The organism is Vibrio sp. 10N.239.312.D08 (assembly GCF_041466145.1).
Taxonomy (GTDB): domain Bacteria; phylum Pseudomonadota; class Gammaproteobacteria; order Enterobacterales; family Vibrionaceae; genus Vibrio; species Vibrio crassostreae_C.
Window position 1 is genome coordinate 32,802 of record NZ_JBFSSD010000012.1, and the last position, 24,581, is coordinate 57,382.

21 protein-coding genes and 1 pseudogene are annotated in these 24,581 nt (G+C 44.8%); 9 read left to right on the top strand and 13 right to left on the bottom strand.

Annotated features, from left to right (window positions below):
- Nucleotides 1-8 precede the first annotated feature (8 nt).
- From nqrE to bolA, 6 genes are all read right to left on the bottom strand, one after another.
- Nucleotides 9-605: an NADH:ubiquinone reductase (Na(+)-transporting) subunit E gene (nqrE, locus tag AB6D58_RS08745; RefSeq protein WP_009848375.1), complete on the bottom strand. Its 597-nt coding sequence runs from the start codon at nucleotides 603-605 to the stop codon at nucleotides 9-11.
- A gap of 7 nt (nucleotides 606-612) precedes the next feature.
- Nucleotides 613-1,245, bottom strand: a complete 633-nt coding sequence (locus AB6D58_RS08750) for an NADH:ubiquinone reductase (Na(+)-transporting) subunit D (protein ID WP_008223083.1) — start codon at nucleotides 1,243-1,245, stop codon at nucleotides 613-615.
- On the bottom strand, nucleotides 1,245-2,012 hold the full coding sequence (locus AB6D58_RS08755; protein ID WP_372103918.1) for a Na(+)-translocating NADH-quinone reductase subunit C: 768 nt from the start codon (nucleotides 2,010-2,012) through the stop codon (nucleotides 1,245-1,247). The genes AB6D58_RS08750 and AB6D58_RS08755 overlap by 1 nt, the downstream gene beginning before the upstream one ends.
- On the bottom strand, nucleotides 2,002-3,246 hold the full coding sequence (locus AB6D58_RS08760) for an NADH:ubiquinone reductase (Na(+)-transporting) subunit B (protein WP_076654630.1): 1,245 nt from the start codon (nucleotides 3,244-3,246) through the stop codon (nucleotides 2,002-2,004). Before AB6D58_RS08760 ends, AB6D58_RS08755 begins: the two co-directional genes overlap by 11 nt.
- Before the next feature lie 5 nt (nucleotides 3,247-3,251).
- Entirely contained in the window at nucleotides 3,252-4,592 is a 1,341-nt protein-coding gene (locus AB6D58_RS08765; protein ID WP_372157026.1) for a Na(+)-translocating NADH-quinone reductase subunit A, read from the bottom strand.
- Between the two features lie 518 nt (nucleotides 4,593-5,110).
- A complete protein-coding gene (gene bolA / locus AB6D58_RS08770; protein WP_017059909.1) occupies nucleotides 5,111-5,419 on the bottom strand; it encodes a transcriptional regulator BolA in 309 nt (102 codons plus the stop codon).
- A 174-nt stretch (nucleotides 5,420-5,593) separates the two neighbouring features.
- On the opposite strand from bolA, the gene AB6D58_RS08775 reads away from it, so the two are divergent.
- From AB6D58_RS08775 to AB6D58_RS08790, 4 genes are all read left to right on the top strand, one after another.
- Nucleotides 5,594-6,745: a methyltransferase gene (locus AB6D58_RS08775; protein WP_372157028.1), complete on the top strand. Its 1,152-nt coding sequence runs from the start codon at nucleotides 5,594-5,596 to the stop codon at nucleotides 6,743-6,745.
- A gap of 66 nt (nucleotides 6,746-6,811) precedes the next feature.
- The gene (locus AB6D58_RS08780) at nucleotides 6,812-7,381 is read left to right on the top strand and encodes a YajG family lipoprotein (RefSeq protein WP_017059907.1); all 570 of its coding nucleotides are present in this window, start codon (nucleotides 6,812-6,814) and stop codon (nucleotides 7,379-7,381) included.
- A complete protein-coding gene (locus tag AB6D58_RS08785) occupies nucleotides 7,381-7,929 on the top strand; it encodes a peptidylprolyl isomerase (protein WP_136978992.1) in 549 nt (182 codons plus the stop codon). The genes AB6D58_RS08780 and AB6D58_RS08785 overlap by 1 nt, the downstream gene beginning before the upstream one ends.
- A gap of 53 nt (nucleotides 7,930-7,982) precedes the next feature.
- A complete protein-coding gene (locus AB6D58_RS08790; protein ID WP_017059905.1) occupies nucleotides 7,983-9,341 on the top strand; it encodes an AmpG family muropeptide MFS transporter in 1,359 nt (452 codons plus the stop codon).
- 66 nt (nucleotides 9,342-9,407) lie between these two features.
- On the opposite strand, the pseudogene AB6D58_RS08795 reads toward AB6D58_RS08790, so the two are convergent.
- Nucleotides 9,408-9,627, bottom strand: a pseudogene (locus tag AB6D58_RS08795) (2-dehydropantoate 2-reductase); the annotation flags it as partial.
- Between the two features lie 480 nt (nucleotides 9,628-10,107).
- On the opposite strand from AB6D58_RS08795, the gene AB6D58_RS08800 reads away from it, so the two are divergent.
- From AB6D58_RS08800 to csdA, 3 genes are all read left to right on the top strand, one after another.
- Entirely contained in the window at nucleotides 10,108-10,842 is a 735-nt protein-coding gene (locus tag AB6D58_RS08800; protein ID WP_372050946.1) for an outer membrane protein OmpK, read from the top strand.
- 110 nt (nucleotides 10,843-10,952) lie between these two features.
- A complete protein-coding gene (panE, locus tag AB6D58_RS08805) occupies nucleotides 10,953-11,846 on the top strand; it encodes a 2-dehydropantoate 2-reductase (RefSeq protein WP_136978988.1) in 894 nt (297 codons plus the stop codon).
- Nucleotides 11,847-11,932: 86 nt separating this feature from the next.
- Entirely contained in the window at nucleotides 11,933-13,144 is a 1,212-nt protein-coding gene (gene csdA, locus AB6D58_RS08810; protein WP_136978986.1) for a cysteine desulfurase CsdA, read from the top strand.
- Between the two features lie 69 nt (nucleotides 13,145-13,213).
- On the opposite strand, the gene csdE is transcribed toward csdA, so the two are convergent.
- From csdE to AB6D58_RS08830, 4 genes are all read right to left on the bottom strand, one after another.
- A complete protein-coding gene (csdE, locus tag AB6D58_RS08815; RefSeq protein WP_017059900.1) occupies nucleotides 13,214-13,642 on the bottom strand; it encodes a cysteine desulfurase sulfur acceptor subunit CsdE in 429 nt (142 codons plus the stop codon).
- Nucleotides 13,643-13,679: 37 nt separating this feature from the next.
- Complete coding sequence (gene tcdA, locus AB6D58_RS08820) at nucleotides 13,680-14,489, bottom strand: tRNA cyclic N6-threonylcarbamoyladenosine(37) synthase TcdA (protein ID WP_017059899.1); 810 nt, start codon at nucleotides 14,487-14,489, stop codon at nucleotides 13,680-13,682.
- 113 nt (nucleotides 14,490-14,602) lie between these two features.
- Nucleotides 14,603-15,715, bottom strand: coding sequence for a murein transglycosylase A (gene mltA / locus AB6D58_RS08825; protein ID WP_017064192.1), 1,113 nt, complete (start codon nucleotides 15,713-15,715; stop codon nucleotides 14,603-14,605).
- Between the two features lie 81 nt (nucleotides 15,716-15,796).
- Nucleotides 15,797-16,270 (bottom strand): DUF2850 domain-containing protein, encoded by a 474-nt coding sequence (locus AB6D58_RS08830; protein WP_017064193.1) that lies wholly within the window; start codon nucleotides 16,268-16,270, stop codon nucleotides 15,797-15,799.
- Nucleotides 16,271-16,431: 161 nt separating this feature from the next.
- On the opposite strand from AB6D58_RS08830, the gene argA reads away from it, so the two are divergent.
- The gene (gene argA / locus AB6D58_RS08835; protein ID WP_017064194.1) at nucleotides 16,432-17,769 is read left to right on the top strand and encodes an amino-acid N-acetyltransferase; all 1,338 of its coding nucleotides are present in this window, start codon (nucleotides 16,432-16,434) and stop codon (nucleotides 17,767-17,769) included.
- Between the two features lie 284 nt (nucleotides 17,770-18,053).
- The gene (locus AB6D58_RS08840; protein WP_004735192.1) at nucleotides 18,054-18,245 is read left to right on the top strand and encodes a hypothetical protein; all 192 of its coding nucleotides are present in this window, start codon (nucleotides 18,054-18,056) and stop codon (nucleotides 18,243-18,245) included.
- Between the two features lie 81 nt (nucleotides 18,246-18,326).
- Here AB6D58_RS08840 and recD read toward each other — a convergent pair whose 3' ends face one another.
- Complete coding sequence (recD, locus tag AB6D58_RS08845; RefSeq protein WP_372157031.1) at nucleotides 18,327-20,552, bottom strand: exodeoxyribonuclease V subunit alpha; 2,226 nt, start codon at nucleotides 20,550-20,552, stop codon at nucleotides 18,327-18,329.
- The gene (gene recB, locus AB6D58_RS08850) at nucleotides 20,552-24,226 is read right to left on the bottom strand and encodes an exodeoxyribonuclease V subunit beta (RefSeq protein WP_372157033.1); all 3,675 of its coding nucleotides are present in this window, start codon (nucleotides 24,224-24,226) and stop codon (nucleotides 20,552-20,554) included. Before recB ends, recD begins: the two co-directional genes overlap by 1 nt.
- Nucleotides 24,227-24,581 lie beyond the last annotated feature (355 nt).

The following is a 24,581-nucleotide window of genomic DNA, read 5'->3' on the forward strand; positions in this document are numbered from 1 at the left end:
TGCTTACCCTACAGTTGAACACCAGAGAAAGACATAAAGCCTAACGCCATCAGACCAACAGTAATGAACGTGATTCCAAGGCCACGTAGACCTGGAGGTACGTCAGAGTACTTCATCTTCTCACGGATACCCGCAAGAGCAACGATAGCTAACATCCAACCCACACCAGAACCGAAGCCGTAAACAACAGATTCAGCAAAGTTGTAGTCACGAGTTACCATGAAAGATACACCACCAAAGATTGCACAGTTAACTGTGATCAGTGGAAGGAAGATACCTAGTGCGTTGTACAAAGGTGGGAAGAAACGGTCTAGAACCATCTCTAGGATTTGTACAAGTGCCGCGATAACACCGATGAATGCGATGAAGTTAAGGAAACTTAAATCGACACCTTCAACAAGCGCGTTTTCTTTCAGGATGTGTGTGTAAACAAGGTTGTTTACAGGAACAGCGATTGTAAGTACTACAACTACCGCAACACCAAGACCAAAAGAAGTTTTAACTTTCTTAGATACCGCTAGGAATGTACACATACCTAGGAAGAAAGAAAGCGCCATGTTTTCGATGAAAATCGATTTAACTAGCAGACTAATATAATGTTCCATGACTACCTTACCCCTTCGCTTCTACTTGTTCTGGTTTGAACACACGAATTGCCCAAATCAAGAAACCAATTAGGAAGAATGCAGAAGGTGCTAGAAGCATCAAGCCGTTTGGCTGATACCAACCACCGTTGCTCACTAGAGGTAGTACTTCCATACCAAATAGTTTGCCAGAGCCTAGAAGCTCACGGAAGAAACCAACAGTGATAAGAACGAAACCGTAACCAAGACCGTTACCAAGACCATCGATTAGAGATGGGATTGGCGCAGACTTCATTGCGAATGCTTCAGCACGACCCATTACAATACAGTTAGTAATGATTAGGCCTACGAATACAGATAGCTGCTTAGAGATATCGTATAGGTATGCTTTAAGCACTTGGTCTACCACGATTACTAGTGATGCGATAATTGCCATCTGAACGATGATACGCACACTGTTAGGAATGTGGTTACGGATCAAAGAAACGAAGAAGTTAGACAGAGCAGTAACGAACATTACCGCGATAGTCATAACAAATGCTGTTTCTAGCTTAGTGGTTACCGCAAGAGCAGAACACACACCAAGAACCTGTAGCGCGATTGGGTTGTTGTCCAACACCGGCGCTAAGATGCTCTTTTTAATTTCTTTTGCACTAGACATTAGTTCAGACCTCCGTCACGAACTTTTGCTAGGAACGGACCAAAGCCCATATCACCTAACCAGAAGTCAAATGTATGTTGAACACCAACGCTAGTCAGTGTTGCACCAGAAAGGCCATCTACACCGTGCTCAGAACCTTGAGGAGCGCCACCTTTAACAACCTCAATAGCAGGTTTGTGGTTTTCGTCGAATAATTTCTTACCAACGAATTGAGCGCGCCAAGATGGGTTCTCAACTTCACCACCAAGTCCAGGAGTTTCACCTTGCTCGTAGTAAGTGATACCAGAAACTGTGTTGCCATCAGTTTCTACCGCAACGAATGCGTACATCATTGACCATAGACCGTTACCGTGAACAGGGATGATAACTTTAGAAGTTTCAGCGCCATCTTTCACAAGGTATACAGTACCCGTGTTAGCACGACGAAGGATCTTAGCGATGTCATCTTCAGCTGAAAGCTTGATTGACTGAGCTGGATCTTTTGCCGCTTTACGTTGGTCGTATGCAGCAGCGTCGCCGTCAACGAAATCGCCAGTAGCGAAATCAACTAGACGAGGTTCAATGTTCTCTGCGTACAGTTCAGGGATATTACCCGCAAGTTCAATGCCCGCAACTTCAAGGATCTTGGTTTGCTGATCCAGAACCGCGTTAGCTTGTTGCTTAGGTTTAAGAACAACTGCAGCTGTTGAAACGATGATTGAGCACACTAAGCTCAATGCGATAACAACAAACAGCGTCTTTTTAATGCTATCGTTATTACTTGCCATAGCGCGCTAGTCTCCGCTTAATGTTCTTCTCGATTACAACGTGGTCAAACAGAGGAGCAAATAGGTTTGCGAATAGGATCGCAAGCATCATGCCTTCTGGGTATGCAGGGTTAACTACACGAATCATTACACACATTGCGCCGATTAGGATGCCGTACCACCACTTACCACCATTGGTAAATGACGCTGATACAGGGTCTGTTGCCATGAAGAACATACCAAATGCGAAGCCACCTAGAACTAGGTGCCAGTGCCAAGGCATGCTGAACATTGCGTTAGTGTCAGAACCGATCACATTAAACAATGTTGATACAGCAATCATACCGATCATTACACCCGCAATGATGCGCCATGAAGCAATGCCCATGTAAACAATCATTGCTGCACCAATCATAAGTGCAAGCGTTGAAACTTCACCGATAGAACCTGGAATGTTACCAATGAATGCGTCCATCCAAGTGATTGCTTCACCTGATGTTACGTTCATTAGTGCACTACCGCCGCCTTGAGCCCATTGGCTAAGAGCAGTTGCACCAGAGAAGCCATCTGCAGCAGTCCAAACTACGTCACCTGAAATCTGTGCAGGGTATGCAAAGAACAGGAACGCACGACCAGCAAGAGCAGGGTTCAAGAAGTTACGACCCGTACCACCGAAGATCTCTTTCGCAACAACAACACCAAAGGTAATACCTAGTGCTGCTTGCCATAGAGGAAGCGTTGGCGGAACAATAAGCGCGAACAAGATAGAAGTAACAAAGAAACCTTCGTTAACTTCGTGCTTACGCACCATACAGAACAGTACTTCCCAGAAACCACCAACGATAAAGACCGTCGCGTAGATAGGTAAGAAGTAAGTCGCACCCAAGAGCATCTTACTGCCCCAACCTGCATCGGCCCCTAAGGAGGCTCCAAGCATTTCGGTTAGCCAGTAGTGCCAGTTACCATCAATGATAGAAACTAGTTCTGCACCTGAATACATGTGGTTTAGTGCTGCGATAGCCTGACCACCTGCGTTGTACATACCCCAGAACATTGCTGGGAATACCGCAAGCCAAACCATGATCATGATACGTTTTAAGTCAACGCTATCACGGACATGCGAGCTTTTCTTTGTAACTGTACCTGGTGTGTAGAAAAGTGTTGCTGCAGCTTCGTAAAGCGCAAACCACGTTTCGTGTTTACCACCTGGTTCAAAATGATGCTCGATGTCTTCAATAAACTTTTTAAGGCCCATGAAAATTACCCTTCCTTCACAATTGTATCTAGGCATTCACGAAGTAACTGACCGTACTCGTACTTACCAGGACATACAAAGGTACACAGTGCTAAATCTTCTTCATCTAGCTCTAGCGCACCAAGTGCTTGTGCACTATCAACGTCGCCAGCACATAGATCGCGAAGCAGCAAAGTAGGCTCCATATCTAATGGCATTACTTTCTCGTAGTTACCAATTGGAACCATAGAGCGATCACTACCGTTTGTTGTCGTTGTCATGTTGAACAACTGACCTTTAAACACGTGACCAAGGAATGAACGAGTAACAGAGAACTTGTTCTTACCAGGCATAGCCCAGCCAAATAGCTCTTTATCACGACCTTCACGAAGAACCGAAACCTGTTGATGGTAACGGCCAAGGTAAGCATGTGGACCTGAAGCGTGAACACCAGATAATACTGAACCTGAGATCAGGCGAACTTCACCTGGCATCAACTCGCTGTCCGTCAACTCTTCAAGGCTAGCACCAATTTGAGTACGAACTAGGCGTGGGTTATTAACTACTGGACCAGCCAGAGAAACAACACGCTCAGAGTAAATCTCACCAGTAAGGAACAACTTACCGAATGCGATAACGTCTTGGTAGTTAATGCTCCACGCTACATTTTGTGCATTTACCGGATATAGGTAATGCATATGCGTGCCTGCAAGACCTGCAGGGTGTGGGCCATCAAAAACATGTTCTTCAACGTTAGACTGAGCTGAACGAGGTAAGCTAGTACCTTTTTTACAAACGTACACTTTACCGTTAGTCAGAGTTGAAAGAAGATCTAAACCAGCAACGAAAGCATCAGACTGCTCGTTAATGATTAATTCTGGCTCAGCTGCTAGCGGATTAGTATCCATAGCAGTAACGAAAATAGCCTGAGTTTCAGAATCAATGGCTGGAACCTTGCTGAACGGACGAGTTCGCAAAGCGGTCCATGCGCCAGACTCAACTAACTGAGATTTAACCGTTTCACGGTCAAGACCTGCTAGTTGGCTAGCTTCATAGCTATTGAACGTGATTTGCTCATTGCCTGCTACTTCAATCACTACTGATTGAAGAACACGCTTAGCACCACGGTTCACTTCAATAACTTTACCGCTTGCTGGAGAAGTAAATACAACACCTGGGTTCTTTTTATCTGCAAAAAGAACTTGGCCTTTCTTCACTTCATCACCAACGCGAGCATGCATCGTAGGACGCATACCAACGTACTCTTCGCCAAGCAAGGCGACTTTAGTGATGGACTTACCATCATTAATCACCTGGGATGGAGTTCCTGCGATAGGAAGATCCAAACCCTTATTTATTGTAATCATACGCACTTGCACTACTTTATCGGGAAAAAGATTCTTTTAATTGCGTAAATTCAGGACGTTTTAAACTCGCCCTTAGACACGACATTACAGTGTCCGGTTTTGGTAAATTTGAGATACCAAAATCGCAACATTTTCATAATAAAATCACCACACGAATCATGTGAGATTTATCAGGTGCGATATTCTAGCATTTTTTGACAACTCGATGCCATGACCAATAACTTGAATACAGCCTTTATTTGGTGAGATTTGAAGCATATGGCCTCTCAAATATGTATAAATTTGACGAGCCGCACAGATAAAATGGCTTTTGAATCGTGTTTTAAACAAGAGATTAATACTCTGTCACAAACTAATATTTTACTAGTTATGTTGAAACACTGTTAATAAAAACATTACTCATTGTAGGTATTTGAGCCCGTTCAATTTGACATCAGTTTGGGTGATATAAGAACGAAAATACATAAGTTTGACGACAAAAAAAGCGCCATGGCGCTTTTCTCTGTATATAGGCCTTCTTACTTTCCGCCACCCATACACATTGGACTGTCTGGCACGCTATCTAGCTGCTTCATCCATTCATCTTTTGTATAAGTGTGAATAGACAGTGCGTGGATATTATTGGCTAACTCTTCTGAAAGTGCCTTATTTACCGCTCGATGACGAGCAATAAGACGCAAACCTTCAAACACATCGCTGACAACAATCACTTTGAAATGACTCTCAGAACCAGCCGGAACATTGTGCATATAGCTCTCATTGACCACGTTTAAATGACTTGGTGAAAACTCATTGTGCAATTTTGTTTCGATAACTTCTTGGATCATTGTGATTCCTTAATAACGTATTGGCATTATCCGTGGGCTGAGTATAAACCCTAACAGGTCGAGTGTCTGAGTATTTCATAGCAAATGGCATAGGTTTGGTTGAGTTTTTTCTATCTTGTTCAGCCTGCATTTGAGACAATATCTTTGTTATTTCTTACATAAGTATCTCAAGCAATGAAAACCGAACTTACCCTTCACGATAGAACTTTAACCTTACATCGTTTCCCGAAACGTTCAAATGAAACCCTTCAAGCTTGGGATGCGGGCGACGAATACATTATTAGCCATGTTGAAGAGATGAACCTTGAACCTGGTAAACACATCCTGATCATGAACGACAGCTTCGGTGCCCTATCCGCTTGGTTCTCGAAAGATCATGATGTCACTATGATGAGCGACTCATTTATCTCTCACCGTGGTGCCCTGAAAAACTTGCAGCGCAATCAAAGTAACCGAGTGAACTTCTTGAACACGATGGATGATATCCCACACGGTATCGATCTTGTGATCATGCAGCTGCCAAAAACAAATCGTCACCTAATCTGGCAATTGAGTCAGCTACGCCAAGCATTGCCTGAAGGCTGCCAAGTGATCGGCGTCAACAAGGTAAAAGAGATTCACACCTCTACGCTTAACCTGTTCGAAAAATACCTAGGCGAAACCAAAACATCACTAGCGAAGAAAAAACACCGCTTAGTCTTCTCATCTCCAAACTGCCAGCCAATTCAAACGGTAGAGCCTTTTGTTGAATGGGATGTAGACGGTGAAGATATCCGCCTGAAAAATTTACCAAATGTTTACTCAGGGGAAGCACTCGATCAAGGCGCTCGCTATATGCTAGAGCACATTCCTCAAGATCCTGAGCTACGTCATATCATCGATCTTGGTTGTGGCAACGGTGTATTGAGTGTAAAAGCAGGGCAATTGAACCCACAAGCCCGTATCACCTGTGTGGATGAAAGCTTTATGGCGGTGGGATCGGCGCGCCAAAACGTCAAAGATAACCTTGGTGAAGAAGGCAACTTCCAGTTCATCGCCAACAACTGTTTAGATGGCTTCAAGAAAAACAGCACCTACTTAGTGATGTGTAATCCTCCATTCCATCAGCAACAAGCGATTACGGATCACATTGCGTGGCAAATGTTCTGTGATGCAAAGCATGTTCTAAGCAATGGAGGCAAATTAATTGTTATTGGCAACCGACACCTCGGATACGATGTCAAACTAGCAAGACTATTTGGTGAAGCTAACGTTGAAACGCTTGAACTAAACCAAAAATTTGAGATATTACAAGCAACAAGAGAACCTGCGAATTTTAATAAATAAGCAGAAACGACTTCACAAGAATTTAAGATACCGAGCTTCTGGTGTGAATTTAGAAAGGATAAAGGAATGAAAAAACTGATTTTGGCTGCTTCTATTATGGCTTTGACAGCATGTTCAGCCCCTCAGCAAGAACAGATCAATGTAATGCCAGAAGCTTCACTAAGCTCAAGCAACCTTGTACAAGGCAAAACATACACACTAACCAGTAAAGATGTTCGTGCCGCTCAATATGTTGCATTGGTTGATAGTGGCCGTTCAAACATTCAGCCAATTCACGCTAAGCAAAACATGCGTATCTCTCTAGAAAATGCTGTTGCACAGCAGTTAGAGTCTCAAGGTTTTCGTGCAAGCGTAAACAGTGAAAACTCAATTGTTTTGGAGATTCAAGAAGCGCTTGTTACCGTAGAACACACCATTATGGAAAACAAAATGGACGGTAAAGTAACGCTTGAAGTTACGGCTGAAACGCCTGAAGGCAAACTAGTTAAAACATTCAACGGCACTGCAACACGCACTGGTGCATTGAGTGCATCTAACGACGACATCTCTATGGTTCTTAATGACGTGATCAACTTGGTTCTTACTGAGATCGCTAACGACCAAGAGCTACAAACTTACATGAAGGAACGTTTCTAATGGGTCGTATTTTATCTTCTATCGCATTAATGCTAGTGAGCGTAAGCGTTTGGGCTGGTCCTAAAGTAAACGTGGAAACAACATTAGGCGACTTCACAATTGAGCTAAACCAAGAACAAGCACCGGTTAGCGCGGAGAACTTCCTAAAATACGTTGCAGACGGCAGCTACGAAGGCACTATCTTCCACCGTGTTATTCCTGGCTTTATGGCTCAAGGTGGCGGCTTCGATCAAGAGATGAATCAACAAGCGACTTATGCTCCTATCAAGAATGAAGGCAGCAACGGCCTGAAGAACGATACAGCAACAATCGCTATGGCTCGTACTAATGTGCCAGATTCTGCAACTCGCCAGTTCTTCATTAACTTCTCTGATAATGATTTCTTGAACGCAAAAGGTGGTAACCCAGGCTACGCTGTATTTGGCAAAGTAACTGAAGGTTTTGATGTTGTTCAAAAGATGGCAACGATTCCAACCAAGCGAATGGGCCGCATGTCAGACATCCCAGTCGACCCAATCGTCATCACTAAAGTGACCCTTCTTAAGTAATCCAATGTAACGCCCTTATTTCTTAAGGGCGTTTTTCTATACAAGGACGCCCTATGTCATCAGGCACTCCCTCTCTTTCTTGGATGCAGACTTTTCGCAGCTACCTAGATAAACGTCTACTTTGGGTGTTTATGCTCGGCTGTTCGAGTGGCTTCCCATGGGTTCTTATTGGATCCAATATGTCTGGTTGGCTAAAAGATGCAGGTTTAACGCGTGCTGCCATCGGCTACTTTGGCAGTGTGTTTGCCGTGTATGCGATTAACTTTCTATGGGCACCATTGGTAGACCGAGTAAAACTGCCGGTGCTTCACGCAATACTCGGCCAGCGACGCAGTTGGATCTTTTTCTGCCAATCCATTGTTTTAATCGGTACCTTATTCATCGCAGGCGTCAATCCCGCAGAGAACTTGGCGTTTACTTCAATGTTGGCGCTCGCTATTGCCATTGCCTCAGCCACGCAAGACATCGCGATTGATGCATTTCGTATTGATACCTTCCCAAAATCCGAAGCATCAAAACTGCCGCAAGCTTCTGCAATGGCCGTAATTGGTTGGTGGACGGGGTATTCTCTACCAGGCTACCTTGCCTTTATTAACGCAGACTCAATCGGTTGGAATGGCGTGTATTACGGAATGGCAGGCGTCGTTGTCGTACTAATGCTGTTTACTCTTTTTGTCGGAGAGCCAAATACACAACGCGAAGCCCTGCAAGAACAGGCTCAGCAACGCCACAATAAGGTTGTCGGTTCGAAAGTCGTGGCTTGGTTCAGTGTTACCGTGTTAGAACCGTTTTATGACTTCTTCAAACGAAACGGAGTTCAAGTTGCCATCACCCTACTGCTGTTCGTATTCCTATTTAAGATAGGTGAAGCCTTCCTAGGTCGCATGTCGATCACCTTCTATAAAGAGATAGGTTTCAGTAACGAACAGATCGGCCACTATTCGAAGTTAATTGGTTGGGGCGCAACCATATTCTTCACTTTGGTAGGCAGCGTCTTCAATGTAAAATTCGGCATTGTACGCGGACTGATGATTGGCGGTGTTGCCATGGCAGCCAGTAATCTAATGTTTGCATGGATCGCTCAAGCAGGCCCAAGTGAAACACTGTTCTTGGCAACGATTATTGTCGATAACTTCACGACCGCCTTTTCAACAGTAGCTTTTGTCTCTTTCTTAACGTTATTAACTGGGCAGGCTTTCTCTGCAACCCAATATGCATTACTCGCATCCTTGGGTAACTTCGGTCGAACAACACTGGCTTCATTTAGTGGTGAATTGGTCGATTACCTCAATGATTGGTCAACCTTCTTTATACTGACCGCACTTATGGTGATTCCAAGTTTGATCATGCTCTACTCGTTACGCCACTTTTTCACGGATTTATTAGAGAAAGCCAAAACTAACCAAGAATAGAGTCAAAGAAAACAAATAAGAAGAGGGTAGCATTGATCTACCCTCTTCTACGTTCTGTCTTCAGATCTAGTCTGTTGTGTCGCTCACGATAAGATTAAAACCTGTTCCCATCGAATCATCAATCGCCACAACCAAAGGCTGACCCGCTACAGTAATCGTCACAAAGTAAGACCCCGCCGCAACATAAATGCCATTTGCATAATCTTTGAATTTCACATCACTTAGCGCCGGAGTGCTGCCAGCAATACCCACCGTTTTCGGTCAAAGATAGATCAAAGACTGGATTGTAAGACGGGTTGAATTGTCATTTTTTAAGAGAAAACGCTTAGAAACGAATACTGTTGATTTTGATATGCATATCACTCTATTTAGTATAATCGTTTGCTTAGAGCATCAATTCACCAATTTATCTACAAAATAATCAGATTTCACAAAATCAATAGAATCCAAGGTGCATCAAGATGCATTACCACCTTAAAGTTCCATCATTTAGATCATTAGTGTGATCAACTTCAAATTAATAATTGTAGTTTTCACTCGGTCTCACTTTTATTTGAGAGCGAAATCGCTATTATGCTCTGCATTCGGACGACGTAAATACTTACCAGTTTTCGGGTCACTTATTTTAAACATAGAGAGTTCCATTATGCGTAAATCACTTTTAACTCTTGGCCTACTTGCAGCAGCATCTGCTCCAGTAATGGCAGCTGACTATACTGACGGCGATACTCACAAGAACGATTACAAATGGATGCAGTTCAACCTAATGGGCGCATTCGACGAGCTACCAGGTGAATCTTCACACGACTACATTGAAATGGAGTTTGGTGGCCGTTCAGGAATTTGGGAATTATATGGTTACGTTGATTTCTTTAATGTTCTAAATAATGACAGCAGTGACAAAGCTGGTTCTGACCGTATCTTTGCAAAATTTGCACCTCGTATGTCTCTAGATGGCCTTACAGGTAAAGACCTGTCTTTTGGCCCAGTAAAAGAGCTATACATCGCGAACCAAACTGTAATCAATGGCGGCGCTGAGTACTCTTTCGAGACTACTGAATTAGACCAAGATGGTAATCCTGTAGTTAAGTCCAATGAGCCTCTATACCAAACATTCATTGGTCTTGGTTCTGATGTAGAAGTGCCATGGTTAGGTAAAGTTGGTCTAAACCTATACGGTATGTACGATCTAAACGCTAAAGACTGGAATGGTTACCAAATTTCAGCTAACTGGTTCAAACCATTCTACTTCTTCGAAAATGGTTCATTTGTATCTTACCAAGGTTACATTGATTACCAATTTGGTGTTAACGATGATTTCGCTGCATTGAACTCTTCTCATGGTGGTCAAATGTACAACGGTCTTTACTGGCATAGCGATCGTTTTGCTCTAGGTTACGGTCTAAAAGCTTACAACGACGTATACGGCCTTAAAGATGGCGGTTTAGCTGGCAAAACTTCTGGCTTTGCTCATTACGTAGCAGCTACTTACAAGTTCTAATTGAACTTCTAAGAAAGTTTCCTAAATGGCACCCTCGGGTGCCATTTTTTATTGCTTTCATTTAATGCCTCGCTATCCTTGCAGCATCACTTTCTTATCTCGGTATTGCTGTGAACATCACTATTGTTGGGCCAGGGGCCATCGGCTCTTTATGGGCAATAAAACTACTTCAAGCTGGTCATAATGTGTCTTTGTGGAGTCGTTCCACTGATAACTCAATTGACTTATCACTTGATGGACAAGCTTCCCTTTCCTTCAGTAACAACAATATCGAAAAGCTATCAGCGAGTGACTTGGTTATTTTCACGGTCAAAGCTTGGCAAGTAGCAGAAGCCACGACTCCGTTACTTCAACATCTCGATCCCGACACCATTCTTATGTTCATGCATAACGGAATGGGCGCGGTTGATGAGATAGCCACTCAAATTGATGCTTACCCAATAATATTGGCGACGACTACTCAAGCTGCATTCAAACCCGACCGCAACAATGTGTCTCATACTGGATTGGGCCAAACTCAATTGGGTGCTTTCAACCAAACTGGCCAACAGTGTACGTTTTTAGTTGATGTCTTAGATGATGCTCTCCCTGCTGTGCGTTGGAACCCACAAATAGAAACCGCGCTTTGGACTAAGCTCGCCATCAATTGTGCGATCAACCCGCTCACGGGCCTTGAACAGATCAAGAATGGCGAACTCGCAGATAAAAGGTTTGAGGATATTTTGAGTTCTATCGTTAAAGAGCTCACGCAGGTTATGCAAGCCGAAAGGATCGTTTGTTCATTCGATGAATTGGAAGCAAGCGTCAAACAGGTTATCCAAGCAACGGCACAGAACAATTCATCTATGAAGCAAGATATGTTTTACCAACGTAAGACAGAGATCGACTTCATTAACGGCTACCTTATTAAGACTGCACTCAAGCATCATATAGACGTTCCCGTTAACCAAAGACTGTTCGCTCAAGTCAAAGAGCAAGAAAATCGCTGGAATCATCAAGATTAGTCAGCAACGGTCAACAAGTCGCGATAAAATAACAATACCGCTAAGCATAACGCTGGCACCCACTTTCAAGATTTAGGTAAGAACAGATGTTTGATATCAATCACATCCGAGAGCAGTTTCCTGCGCTATCACAAACCATCAATCAACAACCATTGATTTACTTAGACAGCGCGGCAACAACACAAAAACCTCAGGTAGTTATTGATGCCATTAGCCAATATTACTCCAAACAAAATGCTAATGTTCACCGTGGCAGTCATAGCTTAACAGCGAACGCGACCAGTCAATTTGAATCGGCTAGAGATAAGGTCGCTCAGTTTATCGGTGCAAGCTCTTCAAAAGAGATCATCTGGACTCGCGGTGCAACCGAAGCGCTCAACCTAATTGCTCAAACGTATGCAAGAAGTACCCTTCAGCCTGGCGATGAGATCTTAGTGAGTGAAATGGAGCATCACGCTAACATAGTTCCTTGGCAAATTGTGGCAGAACAAACCGGGGCTAAAGTCGTTAAAGTACCGATGACACCGGATTGCGAATTTGACCTAGTCGCGTTTGATACGCTTTTAAATGAACGAACCAAGATTGTTGCATTAGCTCAGGTAACCAACGTAACGGGTTCTCGTCAGCCAATTGAAGCTGTCATAGAAAAAGCACACAAGATGAATGCGATTGTTGTGGTCGATGGCGCGCAAGGCATCGTCCATGAGCCTATTGATGTTGCAGCTTTAGGTGCGGATTTCTACGTATTCTCTGGACACAAGCTCTATGCCCCTGCGGGCATCGGTGTGCTTTACGGCAAGCTTGAATTGTTAGAAGCGATGCCACCTTGGCATGGTGGTGGCAAAATGGTCGAGCGCGTCTCTTTCTCTGGCACTACTTTTTCAGAACTGCCAGGCAAATTCGAAGCGGGCACGCCAAATGTGGCAGGAGCCATAGCACTAAGCACCGCAATAGAATGGTTAAGTGGTTTTGTACAACAAGATGTCGAAAATCATATCCACCAACTACAACACGAGACTTATCTTGCTCTCAGTAAACTGGATGACATTCAGATTTTAGGGTATCAACCTAACGCAAGTGTGATTACTTTTGTGATGGATGGTGTTCACCATCAAGATATAGCGACTCTACTGGATCAGCAAGGTATCGCAGTACGTGCAGGACATCATTGTGCTCACCCATTAATGGATGCACTTAATGTGAAAGGAACGGTGCGAATTTCATTTGGTATTTACAACACCATGGAGGATGTTGAAAAACTCATCGCGGCAATAGAAAAAGCCGTTGATATGCTTTAGGGAGTAGCGAAATTACTTAGGGTTGGCGTTTAACGTCAACCCTTTTTGCTTCTGTGTATCAAGGAGATATTAAGCACTTAGCTCTTGGATTTGAGCAACAATCGCTTTTAATCCATTACCGCGAGATGGGCTAAGGTGGGTAATTAGGCCGATTTGTTCAAAGTAACCATCAATATCGAACGCTTGAACCTGCTCTGATGTTTTTCCATCATACGCAGCCATTACTAATGCAATCAGACCGCGAACGATACGCGCATCAGAATCAGCACAAAAGTGCCAAACACCATCGATATTCTGAGAAACCAACCACACTTGGCTTTCACAGCCAGAGACAATCACCTGCTCACTTTTCAGTTCATCAGGCATCGTTGGCAGTTTCTTACCCCATTGAATCACTTGGCGATAACGGTCTTCCCAGCCGCTGAATGTCTGCATTTTCGCGACAATATCATCACTGGTAATTTCAGTGCCGAATGGAGAGCTTGGGAATGTGGTCATTTTAATATCCAGTCGATTGTTAATTGAGTAGAAGACGTTACTTAGCGTGCTTTTGAATCAGCTTTTCGACGATACGTGAAACAGCCACAAAGCCAAACGTCGCTGTTACAACCGTTGCCGCACCAAAACCCGTCGCACAATCCATGCGTTTTGGACCTTCTGCTGTCGCTTTCGCAGCACATACACTGCCGTCAGCTTGAGGGTATTTCAGCTGTTCAGTTGAGAACACACAATCGATACCAAACTTACGTGCTGGATTCTTAGGGAAATTATGATGACGACGAAGGGTATCTTTTAGCTTCTTCGCGAGCGGATCTTGAATCGTCTTCGTCAGATCAGCCACTTTGATTTGAGTGGGATCGATTTGACCACCCGCACCACCGGTAGTGATCACCTTGATTTTGTTGCTACGACAATAAGCCAACAGTGAAGCCTTAGCTTTCATGCTGTCAATCGCATCTAATACAAAGTCGAACTCTTTCGATAGGTATTCAGCCTGATTATCAGGGCCGATAAAGTCGTCAATCAGGTTAACTTTACACTCAGGGTTAATCAGCTTAACGCGCTCTGCCATCACTTCAATTTTGCTTTTACCAACGGTACCCGACATTGCGTGGATCTGACGGTTGATGTTGGTCACACACACATCATCCATATCGATCAAAGTCAGCTCACCTAAACCAGTACGAGCAAGCGCTTCAACCGCCCATGAACCTACACCGCCAATACCGATCACACACACGTGTGCTGCTCTAAGTATGTCGACTTCACTATTGCCATATAGGCGACGGGTGCCACCAAATCGTTGGTCATAGTTTTCTGAAGCTGGAGTGGTCAATTCACGCATTGTTGCCGCCAATTTATTTCTGAGAAAAAGAAAAGAGTGCGTTTTATACGCACTCTTGAATAAAAAGTCTAGGGGATTAGCGATTCGCTTTCAATGCCCTATTTTATTGTAGCTTACTCAACCTTTTCAGGAGGCAAAGCCCAAGGCGCTTCAGTTGCGCTGCCATCTAAACCGAGCTTCCACACACGACCAAAATGCTTGTAATGGCCCGCTTCTGTACCCGCTCGAGGGCCCATGCCGTGGTAAAGGTCCAAATGGTTTTGCTTAACCGCGCCGCCCGTATCCAAAACCAATAGCAGTCTTAGTTGATGAGCGCCGCTCCAAGTACCATCAGCATTCAGTAGTGGAACCTCAGCAAGAATCGGTGTTCCCATAGGTAAGATAGAGCGATCGCCCGCTACCGCCGCCATCGGTAATAGAGGAATGCCCGCGCTGCCCATTACCGATAGGTCGTCTCTCGCTTCAAAGAAAACGAAAGAAGGGTTTTGCTCAAGCAGCTCTTTGACCACTTCAGGATCGTTTGCCAATACCCACTCTTTGATTGCTTTTAGCGACATTTTTTCGCGTGGAACTAAGCCTCGTTCAATCAGAACACGGCCAATGCTCACATAAGCTTTATTGTTCTTACCCGCGTAGGCGAAATACTGCAGCGTGTCATCATCACCGAAGTGTACAAATCCACTGCCCTGTACTTCCATCATAAATGGGTCGATACGGTTTGCTGAGTAACCTAACTCAAGGCCCTGACCTTCTAGTGCGCCGTTGTAAATCTCTTGGCGTGTTGGACACTCTTTACCACACTCAGGAAGCCCGTAAACAGGGTAACGATATTCTTCATTCGCTTCGTGGCGCAGCTCCATCACAGGAGAAAAGTAGCCCGTGAACAAAACATTGCCTTGTTTATCACCACCACCTAGTTGAGCGGTTTGAACGCCAAAATTCGCTAGCTCGCTTGGATCTCCACTCAGCATCGCCCACTCATTGAGTTGTTGATAAAGCGGCTCATAGATTTTAGCCATCGAAGGGGATTTAGAAACCACCATCTCAGCTTGTTCTGCAAATGCGGTGTAGTCTCTTGGTTTATTGGATTCAACCTGATCGACCTTATTCAAGGTGCGAGGAAATTCGTCATCAAGGTGTTGCTGAGCAAGATCAGTGGGTTGAGCACAGCCAAATAACAAAGAGGCAGCGACAAGGGGAAGCCATTTTTTAATCACAAGAGTCATCCTAAAAATTCTATGCATCGAGGATGACAAAAACAGTCAGATAACACAATCTTAGATTGTAAGAGTTTACAAGAAGATAACCTATCGGACGGAGTTATCGATATGGCCCTTAAGGCGGAAGATGGGATTGTAGTGACTGTCAGAATCGAGCACCATTTCTGTATTGTCAGAATTGGTCATGCGGAAGCGATAGGTTTTATCACCCGCCTTGTATTCAAAGTAGTTTCCATCAAAGTCAAAGCTCGTCGAAACAACAGACCCACGAACTGACACACCATTAGCATTCAGAACAAACTCATCGGTCGCATAATGTGCAACATCTTGCTCTATCCAAGTGCCGTATATCAGATTGTCGGGCGTCGCCGCATTTTGCACTCGGGAAAGCACATCGCCGAACAAAGAAACCACCGCAAACGAACCCACTAAGGCTAGAACCATTAAACAGCGTTCAATGATCTTACGCTTCAACTTAGATTGATTGCGCTGATCAGCTTCGCTGTAGAGACCTTTGGTTATCTCATCGATTTTGTTCTTTGTTGCTGGAGCTTGTTGCATTCGGTGACTACTCATAAGGATGCTATGCGCATTCTACACTGAGACAGTTTATATATTGAAGCCTAGATAAGAATAGTTTGCGCTTTATTCCAAAAAGGTGTTGTTTACATTTGAATTTAAATGCTAAATTATCGAATAAATAAACAAAATGGACTTGTTCTGTGAAATTAAGAAGTACAGCGCTAGTAAAAGGTTTCAGACAATCAACCCCTTACGTAAATGCTCACCGTGGCAAAACCATGGTCATTATGCTGGGAGGCGAAGCCGTTGCCGACAGGAACTTTGGTAACATTATTAGTGATATAGCCTTGCTCCACAGCCTTGGAGTAAAGATTGTTCTCGTTCACGGGGCAAGACCGCAGATCAACCAATTGCTCGCCAAGCAAGATTGCCATACGCCTTATCACAAGAATATTAGGGTCACTGATGAATATTCTTTGGGCGTTGCTATGCAGGCTGCTGGACAGCTTCAACTTGCCATCACCGCACGCCTCTCAATGAGCTTAAACAACACGCCGATGGCAGGCACTCAACTCAATGTTATGAGTGGTAACTTCATTACGGCTCAACCGCTTGGCGTGGATGACGGTACGGATTATTGCCATAGCGGGCGTATTCGTCGAATCGATATCGAAGGGATCAATCGCACGCTTGACCAAGGTTCAATTGTACTGCTTGGCCCTATTGCCAGCTCCGTGACAGGCGAAAGCTTTAACCTACTTTCTGAAGAGGTCGCTACCCAAGTTGCTATTCGTCTAAAGGCCGACAAGCTGATTGGCTTCTGCTCCGAACAAGGGGTAACAGATGAACGCGGTAACGTGCTCGCCGAACTCTTCCCTAAAGATGCCAAGCAAATTCTAGAACGATTAACGGAATCTCAAAATCCTGCCGAAGACATGAGCACAGGAACACTGCGCTTCTTGAAAGGAGCGATCTCCGCTTGTCGAGCTGGTGTGCCTCGTTGTCATCTAATCAGCTACAAGGTAGATGGCGCATTAATCCAAGAGTTGTTCTCTTTTGACGGTATTGGAACCCAAGTGGTCATGGCTAGTGCCGAGCAAGTAAGACAAGCTCAGATTGACGATATTGGTGGCATATTTGACCTTATTCGTCCTTTGGAAGAACAAGGCATTCTCGTTCGTCGCTCAAGAGAACAATTGGAACAAGAGATTCACCGCTTTACGATTATCGAAAAAGACGGACTGATTATTGGTTGCGCTGCACTATATGCGTATCCGGAAGATCATATGGCGGAGATGGCTTGTGTGGCTATTCATCCTGATTATCGTGATGGCAACCGCGGGCAAATATTACTGGACTACATGCGTCATCAATCGAAGTCTCGTGATATCGACCAAATTTTCGTTTTAACCACACATAGCCTGCATTGGTTCCGTGAACAAGGGTTTTACGAGATCGGAGTTGATGAACTACCGATGGAAAAACAGGGGTTATACAACTATCAGAGAAACTCAAAGATCTTGGCGCTCAACGTATAAATAAAGTTTTGGAGCACAATCTCACTTCGACAGAAAAATAATTGCAAATGTAATCGTTTTCTATATGAGATTTATTAACTATGCACTTTCACTCACACGTATAATTGTATAGAATTTAGACGCTTTAATAATCTTAACAAATGTTTTTATTGGAATTGCCATCTCGATAGTCATATCGAACTCATTGAGATGGTCACTGCACGGATTGCTATACCCGTTGACGGTCAGCATACTAACCATTAGCTCTGCTCGTTAATATAAACAGCAAAAAGAGCAACATTGATATGAGAACCATTGTTTGTAACTCGCTGCAAAGTTTTTGGGATATGGCTGATAACCAATTCTTAGAAGGGCTAGACGTACACTGCGTGTTCCCTGTTAGCGAGAATCTAAAAGAGTTTATTTTGAATTGCCAAGCAAAGTACAAGATAAACCATATATCGTTTACTCGAGCGTTTTTAAGCAAAGAGTCTTAATAACGTTCAAAGCAACCAGGGATGGTTGCTTTGTGTTTATCTAGCTCTAAGTTCAAGCCCTTTTCTAGCGGCCATTGACGACTAATTCGTTAAGCGACTGCCTAAACCACTCACTCGCTCTGTTTTCACCTTAATCCCACGCTTCAACACGTTGGTATCGCTGAACATCATCAGTCGTTTCTTCGCACGTGTAATACCAGTATAGATAAGCTCCCGCGTTAAAATAGGGCTGAAATCAGGTGGCAAGATCATTAAGGTCAGATCAAACTCACTGCCTTGAGATTTGTGTATGGTCATCGCATAAGCGGTCTCATGATCGGGTACTCGGCTTGGTAGTACGGCTTTCACGCTGCCATCTGGCAACTCAAAATACACCTTCAGTCTAGGTGTGGAATTCGCACTATTTGACTCTAAAGTCGTTGAATCGGCTTCGAGCATACAGATACCAATATCACCATTGTACAAACCTAAACCATGATCATTACGCGTCACCATGACTGGTCGCCCGTGATACCACAATTCATCGTTGTGCGGATTCACCAAACGTCTTGCGGCAAGCGCCCTTTCGATTCTGTGGTTGAGGCCTTTAACACCAAAATCCCCTTCACGAATAGAACACAATAGTCGACATTGACTGAACAAATCGAGCACCGACTTCGCTCGCGCTTCTTGGGTTTCTAGCTCTTCAAGCGGCACATTCATTCGGTTGAGATACGCACCATACTCGTTAACCAAGGTACGCAGCATCAAATTATAGCTGTCACTCGACAGGGGATGATTTTCGATATCGCCAAATCCTTTAGCAAAGACTTGATCCACCTGACTCGCAGAACCATTATTGATTGCTTTAGCCAGTTGGCCGATACCTGAACGCGCGTCGAAGCGGTAACTCTTCTGCAGCATACACAAGCTATCTGCAATCGCAGGCGGATTCACCGATCCAGCTTTGTCTTGTCTTGGTTTAGCTATCGCATCAAAGCCTGTCATCTCCGCAATCAAGTTGCCTTGCGCACTGCTGTAACCAACAGAGTTGAATGAACAGATATCACCGAGCACAGCACCTGCCTCTACTGAAGCAAGTTGGTCTTTATCACCCAATAAGATGAGCCTTGCATGCTCAGGAAGTGCATCCACCAGCTTATACATCATCGACAGATCAACCATCGATGCTTCATCCACCACCAAAATATCAAGATGAAGTGGATTGCGTCGGTTGTGTCTAAACTCTGCACGATTAGGAATCGCGCCGAGCAATCTGTGCAAGGTACTGGATTCAGTCGGTATGTTGTACTTCACTTCAGGTACTAAAGGCAGTTGTTCTATCGCTTTACCAATCGACTCAGTTAAACGCGCCGCCGCTTTACCTGTCGGAGCCACTAGCTTGATCGTCGGTGTTTTACCTTGGCTGAGCGATTGCTCGACCATAGCCGAAAGCAACTTAGTTACCGTGGTCGTTTTACCGGTGCCCGGTCCGCCAGAAATAACCGCAAAACGTCGACTTAACGCCACCGCTGCCGCGACTTTTTGCCAATTCAAACATACCGATAGCGGTACCAAGCTGTCTAGAAAATCTAAGTCTGTTACCTGTTTGGCTTGAACAATCGCTTGGTCAATTGCGCCCCAATTCAAAGATTGCTCATCGACAATATCAAGATGATCACACACCAGCTGTTGGCGCAGTACTTGAGACGTCTGCTGATTTGCTTCAGCCTTGGCTAAGGCGTTAAACAGAAAGAGATAACTACGTGCGAAGAGCTGATTGAGTGTTTCCGTCAGCGCCTTTTTCTGTTCAATATTGAACTCTACCGGCTTACTTAAACGATTTAAGGTGTCAGCCAGCACAACCTCATAGTTCCAGTAACGCTGTAAGTAGACACGCTGCCCATCAAACATCAGCGGCTTAACACAGTCATTGGTTGTTCCCACTAAGTTTGATGATTGAAGCACAGCCACCCAATCAATACCCAACAGTTTTTGGTTCAATTGCAGTGCAGTTTCACCGTATAACCCAAGTAACTGAGCAAGATCTGCCGCTAGTTCAGGGCCTGTCGTATGCTGCTGTATAAGCTGAGTACAAATGTGTCCTTTGCCTAATTCATGGCTCACTACCCCCGCGAGAAAGCCGATCTCTTGAGGGTAGCTCGTGGCTTGCTGAGCAAGAAAACGGGCAAATTGATAATCCAACTGACGAATAGAACCCTTATCCGCAAGAAACTGGAGTACATCCATCAGTTGCTCAGGAATAAGTGAAACTGGCTTTGCTGTGTTCGCAGTATCTATGCCGGTATTAGTGGTCGTTGTTGTCATTATAAAAGCCCCATCTGTCCAGTTTCATCGTCATTCAATTGTGCCGAACGTCTGTCTATCACTTTACCGTCAATCAATTGATCCATTTCATCAAGTAAAGCCAGTGTTGGTTTCGCCGAGAAAATACCTTGCTGAGATTGGCCGTCCATTCCTCGTAAGAACAAGTAGTACACGCCACCAAAATGTTGTTCGTAGCTGTAATTGGCAACGCGGCTGCGTAAGAAACGGTGCAACGCCAATGCATAGATTTGATATTGCAAATCATAGCGATGGTCGGCCATCGCCGATTTCAATGCCTCGCCATGGTAGACAGCAACATCATCTCCTAAGTGATTCGATTTCCAGTCGAGTACATAGTATTTACCTTGGTGCTCAAACACCAAATCGATGAAGCCTTTCAACATACCTTGCACGGTTTGGAAACCTAGATCGCCCGCTTTGGCTGACAATGGATCGTGATATTGAATGGTTTGATTCAGTTCAGATGCAGCCAATACTTCGATCGGCAGTAAGAATTCCATCTCAACTAAACGTTGCGTCGAGTCTTTCTCGCTTAGCTTTAAGTTCTTGCCGTCTAATGCGGTGTTCAGCACTGTATCGACCAGTTGCTGAAGCACAGGTAGCCACTCTAATTCATATTGCTCTGATTCTAATAAGTGAGTGATTACTTGCGTGTTATGTTCACTGGTTGCTGGCTCGGTAAATTCAACCTCCTCAAACAAGGTGTGTAAGAAAGTACCTGGGCGAGCACCACGAGGGAACGTAAAGATAGAGCGTTCAGGCTCAATCAACTCAGACTCATCCTGCTCATCAGCCGAGTCAATATCAAAACCAGACACCTCAATGGTCGCGTCATGACTCGCACCGTGACTGCCCTGTTTGACAAGCCCCGAGTAACTGGTGATACGCCAAGCTCGGTCAATTGAAGCCTTAAGTTCACTGGCCTGTAAGTCGTCACTCACTTGCTCTGTTTGCACAAAAATTTGTTCGTGAGCGGTAGGTGTTTCGGCTAACAGCACACTGGAATTCTTACCCTCAATAGCCGATAGAGCTTGATGCAACTCGGCGATGCCTTGCTCTTGTCCGTTTTGAACCAAATAGCCCATGGCACTCAAGTGAACGCCGGTCGGCTCTTTGGTTGAACGCCCTTTACGTAGCGGTGCCATGCCAATAAAACATCCATAAACAGCACGAGTCAGCGCCACGTAAATCAAACGTAAGTCTTCCGCCAATCGCTCTTTGTCGGCTTGAGCTAAGGCACTATCGCTACCCGTAATATCAAGTACCGTGGTATCTGAGTCATGGTCGTAGAACTTACCTTCACTCGCTTCACGATAGCTTGCAACGAACGGCAAAAATACTAAGTCATATTCCAAGCCTTTCGATTTATGAATGGTAACGATTTGAACCAAGTTTCTTTCTGATTCAAGGCGTTGAATGTCGTCGTCACTGCCACCTAAACCATTTTGTGCATCTGAGATTGCTTCAGCCAGCCAACGCAACAAGCCATAGTCACTGTCGAGTTCTTGTCTTGCTTGTTGCAACAATTCGCCAATGTGCATTAAATCAGTGAGTGAGCGCTCACCATTTTCTTCTTCCAGTAAGCGTTCCGCGAGATGTCGTTTACTGATCACGCTGCGAAGCATTGGCAACACGCCGCGCTGAAGCCACAACTTACGATATTCTCTAAACTCGTTAACGACGTTTTCCCACACCACTTCATCGTTGTTGAGTTCATCCAATGATGCGGCATCCAGAGCAAACAACTCCGACGCTAAACTGGCGCGTAATGCTCGGTCATTTTCAGGTGTCAGCACCGCCTGCAACAAACGTTGAATATCTTGTGCGACCAAGCTGGTGAACACACTGTCTCGGTTGGATAAATACACGCTCGCAATGCCTTGTTCCGACAACGCGTTCTTAATCAGACGACCTTCACTGCCGGTTCGAACCAAGACTGCAATATCACCCGCATTCACAGCATGTTGTTTTTTGCCGTTATCAAAATAGGCTTGTTGATTTTGAGAAGCGGTCAGAATGGTTTGAATTTGACTCGCCGTCGCCTCAGCCATGGCTTTGTGATATTCGCCTTTCGGTAATGGCTTATCTTCCGCCTCTTGCAGCCAAAAGGTAAGTGCGTGCTGAGTTTCTCCGTTCATCACCCATTGGCGTTTGTCGGCTGATGGACTGGCAGCAACGGGCAAAAATGGAATGTCTTGATCGTAGATAAACGGGCTGTCCGAATTCATAAACACTTGGTTTACTGCACTGACCATATCGGCACTTGAGCGCCAGTTAGTGCCTAAGGTGTAGTGAGCACTAACTTGGTTTCTCGCCTTGATATAGGTAAAGATATCTGCGCCACGGAAGCCATAAATCGCCTGCTTTGGGTCACCGATCATAAACAAGCCGCACTGCGGATTATCAAGATAGATTCGGCTAAAAATACTGTATTGCAGTGGGTCGGTATCCTGAAATTCATCGATCATCGCCACCGGGTAGAGCGTGCGAATCCTTTCCACCAGCAGTGACTGCTCATCGACATCGATCGACGCAGATAACTGGGTCAGTAGGTCATCAAACGACAACCACTGCTTTTGCTGTTTCGCCTTGGCGAGCATAGTTCGACAATGAGTAATCGCATGCGCCAATAACGGAGCTTTCAAATCAGCTGGGTGATTTAAGAAATCCTCAATCGCTCCGAAAACTGCATGCTGAGGTGCAGTGCCTTTCGGTGTTTTTTCAATGAGAGTCGCTTGCGAGAACTTCTCTAACTTATCTGGATATTGATAATCATGAGTGTCGCTTTGCGCCCATGCCGTCACCGCCTCTAGCCATGTCGGCAGAGACTTCTTGGTGTAGCTACGTTTGTTCACATCCGAACCAGAGATCAAAGCTAAAAAATCCGCTTCAGACTCACACCACAGTGCTTTAAGCTGCTTCACTTTGTCTAGGTTCTGATTGTGTAGAGTTTGCAAATCACCCGACATCGCGTCGACGGTTAGCTTCAATGGAGAACCCGTCAGATAACGATTGACGTCTGCTAACAATGCAGCCGGTGAACCCCAGATATTACGCACCTCACCTGCTAGCTGAATAGGTAGCGGGTAAAACTGTTTACGCCAATAGTCAGCAACTACTTGTGCTTTTAGGTGGCTTTCATCGGTCACAAATTCGTTATCAAAGCGGCTTCCAGACTCAAAAGCATTTTGAGTCAACATTCGCTGACAGAAACCGTGAATGGTGTATACCGCAGCCTCATCCATTTGTCTTTCAGCGTTAAGCAGAGTTTTAGCCGCGCCAGCATGATCATCGATGGCTTGTAACAAAGGCGCAATCACTGGGTCGTCACTTTGCCCACGTGCAAACGCAATGCGTGCATCATGAATACGAGCACGAATACGATCTCGCAGCTCAGCCGTAGCTGCTTCAGTAAAGGTCACCACCAGAATTTGGTCTACGGTTAGCGGCTCATGGTGTCGAGTGGCTTCAGTCAGATCACCTTGTGGAGCGGCCGTGCCATGCCCGAGCAGTAGGCGTAAGTACAAGCCAGCGATGGTAAATGTTTTACCTGTACCCGCTGATGCTTCAATTAAACGCGCGCCATGAAGTGGAAACGTCATGGTATTGAGTGTCTGTGGAGCAATTACCTGAACACTGCTTGTGGTCGTCATGCCTTACTGCCTTTTGATAGATGAGTCTGTTAAAAATGTGACTATTGTTACAAATGTGACCTAGCGTGGAAAACGTCATTCAATTTACGTCCTACGCTGATTTGTTAATAGTTAGTGCGATCTCTCTCACGGATCAATTCGGATCGCCTCGCTACTATGCGCCCACGAGTTCAGGAGCGCGTACGAGTTTTGTACTTTACGGCGTTACTTTGAACCACAGAATAATGGTCCCTCTGACCTGTGGCCGTACAGCGAACGCCCTACACTAATAATGATTTACTGGCGGCCACTTTATTTCCTGTACCTTGCTTCTATTCACCTTGATTCCCTTCATCTTGAAAGCAAGCGTACCAAA